General features: G+C 30.8%; 3 protein-coding genes and 2 rRNA genes. All 5 read right to left on the reverse strand.

All coding sequences use genetic code 11. The features are described from left to right. Positions 1-45 precede the first annotated feature (45 nt). Positions 46-420 (reverse strand): Fe-S cluster assembly scaffold protein NifU, encoded by a 375-nt coding sequence (gene nifU / locus IJI80_RS07090; protein ID WP_292788804.1) that lies wholly within the window; start codon positions 418-420, stop codon positions 46-48. A 60-nt stretch (positions 421-480) separates the two neighbouring features. Further along, positions 481-1,686 (reverse strand): cysteine desulfurase NifS, encoded by a 1,206-nt coding sequence (gene nifS / locus IJI80_RS07095; protein ID WP_292788806.1) that lies wholly within the window; start codon positions 1,684-1,686, stop codon positions 481-483. A 305-nt stretch (positions 1,687-1,991) separates the two neighbouring features. Continuing rightward, positions 1,992-3,308 carry an O-acetylhomoserine aminocarboxypropyltransferase/cysteine synthase family protein gene (locus IJI80_RS07100; RefSeq protein ID WP_292788805.1) on the reverse strand — a complete coding sequence of 439 codons (1,317 nt, stop codon included), beginning with the start codon at positions 3,306-3,308 and terminating at the stop codon, positions 1,992-1,994. 414 nt (positions 3,309-3,722) lie between these two features. Next, positions 3,723-3,844: ribosomal RNA gene (gene rrf, locus IJI80_RS07105) — 5S ribosomal RNA — on the reverse strand. 149 nt (positions 3,845-3,993) lie between these two features. Further along, a 23S ribosomal RNA gene (locus IJI80_RS07110) occupies positions 3,994-4,103 on the reverse strand; the annotation flags it as partial.

The raw sequence follows: 4,103 nt of genomic DNA on the forward strand, positions 1-4,103 counted from the left end.
TAAAAAAAATAGAATAAAAAAATTAAAAATTAATAATAAAAATTTTTATTCTGATTTTTTAGATTTGTAATCTTTGATTGCTTCAGTTAATGCATCTGCTGCTAAGTTGGAACAGTGCATCTTGATTGGTGGAAGACCATCTAATGCATCAGCAACATCATTTCTAGTAATTTCTAAAGCTTCATCAACTGTCATTCCTTTTGCAATTTCAGTTATCATACTGCTTGTAGCAATTGCAGCACCGCAACCAAAGGTTTCAAACTTAATGTCTTGAATTACATCATTGTCATCAACATCAATGTAAATAGTCATTAAATCCCCACAAGTAGGGTTTCCAACAGTTCCTTCACCACTTGCATTTTCAATAATACCCGAATTTCTTGGATTTGCAAAATGGTCCATAACTTTTTCACTGTACATATATTATCACCTTATTCTTTACATTATTTTTTTAAATAATCATAATATTTAAATTTTTACTTAATGATCTGGGTCTGTAAACTTAGACTCATCCAATTCTAAAGATTCATTGTTTTCATTATCCCATAATGGGGACATTCTTCTTAATCCTGCAACAACTTCATCCAATGCATCTACAACAACATCAACATCTTCTAAGCTATTTTCAGTACCTAAACTTAATCTTAGGGAACCGTGGATTTCAGCATCTTCCAAACCTAAAGCACTTAATACATAAGATGCCTTTAGACTTTTTGATGAACATGCAGAACCTGTTGCACCATTGATTCCTTTTGCATCCAATCTTAAGATTAATCCTTCACCTTCGATTGCTGCAAATCTGAAGTTTACATTATTTGGAAGTCTATTTTCTCTATCACCATTCAAGTAAGCTTCTGGAATTCTTTCACTAATCTTTTCGATAAGTGAATCTCTTAATTCAGTAAGCTTTGCAATGTTTTCATCTAATTGTTCATAAGCAAGTTCTGCAGCTTTACCAAAACCGACAATACCTGGAACATTTTCAGTACCTGATCTAAGACGGTTTTCTTGGCCACCACCATGAATCAATAATTCTAATTTTACTCCTTTTCTAATGAATATTGCTCCAACTCCTTTTGGACCATAAATCTTATGGGAAGAGATAGATAATAAGTCAATGTTTGCTTCTTTTACATCCACTGGAATCTTACCTACAGATTGCACTGCATCGCAATGGAATAAAATGCCATTTTCCTTTGCAACCTTTCCTACTTCTACAATAGGCTGGATAGTTCCTATCTCATTATTTGCATGCATTACAGAAATTAAAATTGTATCTTCTCTGATTGCATCCTTCAAATCATCTATACTGATTATACCATTTTCATTTACTGGCAAATAAGTAACTTCATAACCTCTTGTTTCCAAGAATTCACAAGTTCTTAATACTGCAGGATGCTCAATTTCTGTTGTAATAATATGTTTACCTTTATCTTCATATTTTAAGGCTACTCCTTTTATAGCCATATTGTCAGATTCAGTTCCTCCACTTGTAAATATGATCTCTCTTGTATCAGCATTAATTAATTTAGCTACATGTTCACGAGCTTCTTCAACCGCTTTTTTAGCATTTCTACCTAATTTATAAAAAGTAGAAGGATTACCGAATTCTTCTTTCAAATAAGGTACCATTGCATTAAATACTTCTTCTTTTACTGGAGAAGTAGCAGAATTATCCATATATATCATAATTAGCTCTCCGATTTTTTCTATAAATAAAATTATTTTTTTTAGTAATTACATTAATTTTTTTAAAGATAAAATAACTACGTTATTATAATTTTTTAAAAAATATAACTATAGTTATATTTCCTAATTTATTATTAGTAAGTTTTAGTATATAAAGTTTAGGTTTAACTAACTTTTTTAAAAAATAGCATTATAAAAATTGAAAAATATAAGCAAAAAAATAATTGAAAAAATACGAAAATTTAAAAAAAAATAAAAAATTGAGGGTATAGAAATATTAAAAATGATTTGGAGAAATTTAATTATTCTCCAAATTTAGCAGTAACTTTTTCTAAAGCTTGATCAATATCAGCAATGATATCTTCTACATCTTCAAGACCTACAGATACTCTAATCAAGTCAGGAGTTACACCAGTGCTTTCCTGTTCTTCAGGAGTTAATTGTTGGTGTGTAGTGGAAGCTGGGTGGATAACCAAACTTTTTGCATCACCAATATTAGCAAGTAAAGATAACAATTCAACATTATCGATAAATTCTTTTCCTGCTTCAAGACCACCTTTTACACCAAAGGTTAATAATGCACCATATTGATCTCCTAAGTATTTATTAGCAGTTTCATGGGTTGGATGGCTTTCAAGTCCAGGATAACTTACCCAACTTACTGCAGGGTGTGCTTCTAAATGTTTAGCTACTTTTAATGCATTTTCAGAATGTTTAGCCATTCTGATAGATAAAGTTTCTAAACCTTGCAAGAATATGAAACTGTGGACAGGAGCAAGTGTTGCACCTAAATCTCTTAATAATCTTGCTCTTATACGGAGAGTGTAAGCAATGTTTCCAAGACCTGGGAAATCACCAAATACTTCCCAATAGTTAAGACCATGATAACTTGGATCTGGTTCAGAAAGGGTAGGGAATTTACCATTACCCCAATTGAATTTACCACTATCAACAATATATCCTCCTACTGCAGTACCATGACCTCCAACAAATTTAGTTGCTGAAGCAGCAATTACATCCGCTCCATGTTCTAAAGGTCTTACTAATCCAACAGCAGAAGTGTTGTCTACAACTAAAGGAATATCATGAGAATGAGCTATTTCAGCAAGTTTCTCAAATTCAGGCACATCCAATTTTGGATTTCCTATAGATTCCACATAAATTGCTTTTGTCTTGTCAGTAATAGCAGCTTCAAAAGCATCAAGATCTTGAGAATCTACAAAGATAACATTACGTGCCAAATCTTTGAAAGTGTAATCAAACAATTGATATGTTCCACCGTATAAATTATCTGCAGAAACAATTTCATCTCCAGGTTGGGTAATGTTTAATAAAGCATAAGTAATAGCAGCTAAACCACTAGCAGCAGATATTGCAGAGTTACCTCCTTCTATTGCAGCAATTCTTGCTTCAAATGCATCATTAGTAGGATTAGTTAATCTACTGTAAATTTGACCAAATTCTTGAAGAGCAAACCTATTAGCTGCTTGATCCGTATCCTTAAATACATAAGATGAAGTTTGGTAAATCGGTACAGCTCTTGCTCCGGTTGCTGGGTCTGGTTCTTCTTGTCCTGCGTGTAATCCTAAAGTACTTAATCCATAATTTTTGTTAGTCATTTTATCACCTATAATATAATAATTTAATAAATATAATGAATACTAGTGGATTTTAATAAATTAGACATTTAATAAAATTCTTAAAAATATTCTTTTTTTTTAAAAATTTTTTTAATACTTCCTAAAAATAACAATTGTTATATTTTATTAATACAATTGTTTTTTCTCTTGAAGAACTATTAAAAAAAGCAAATATTAAAAATAAATTTTAAGAAAAATATTCATTATATAACAATTGTTATACATAGTATATAAAGTTTTTGTTATTTCAAAGAGATATATGTTAAAAATAGATAAATCTAGAAAAAATTGTGCAATAGATTATATGAAAATAGATTATTATAAAAAAATAACATAAAAATAGATTATAAATAGTTCGTAAAATATAAAACTAAATAATTGTAGATAAAAAAAGGCTGGCAGCTAAATGAAATTCCCATAGACCGAAACCCATAGTACACAAACAAAACGCGAAAAGACTTAACTTCTGGGATCGAAACGAGACCAGGTGTAACCCCATCGCTATGACCGCCAAACTCATTTATGAGCATAATAAATAAATTTGATAATCTTTTTTTAAACGTACATTTTCACCCAAACTGAATACACCAAACCGAATCCTAATTATCCATTAATAAACACACTAGAATTCGTTTAACTAATTTTCTTATGAATATAATAAAAGAAAATAAAGCAAGCGAACAATTGGAAGCAGCGGACTAAACAACTCGGAAAAAAACCTCGAAGCTCACATCCCTACCCCATCAAACGAGTCTTCTACTCGCGTCCTAAGCA

This window comes from Methanobrevibacter sp., from assembly GCF_017432245.1.
In the GTDB taxonomy this organism is placed as follows: Archaea; Methanobacteriota; Methanobacteria; order Methanobacteriales; family Methanobacteriaceae; genus Methanobrevibacter.

What these genes read in the sequence shown, in the direction of transcription:
- nifU (WP_292788804.1), bottom strand. Translation starts at nt 420, where the DNA reads ATGTACAGTGAAAAAGTTATGGACCATTTTGCAAATCCAAGAAATTCG.
- IJI80_RS07100 (WP_292788805.1), bottom strand. Translation starts at nt 3,308, where the DNA reads ATGACTAACAAAAATTATGGATTAAGTACTTTAGGATTACACGCAGGA.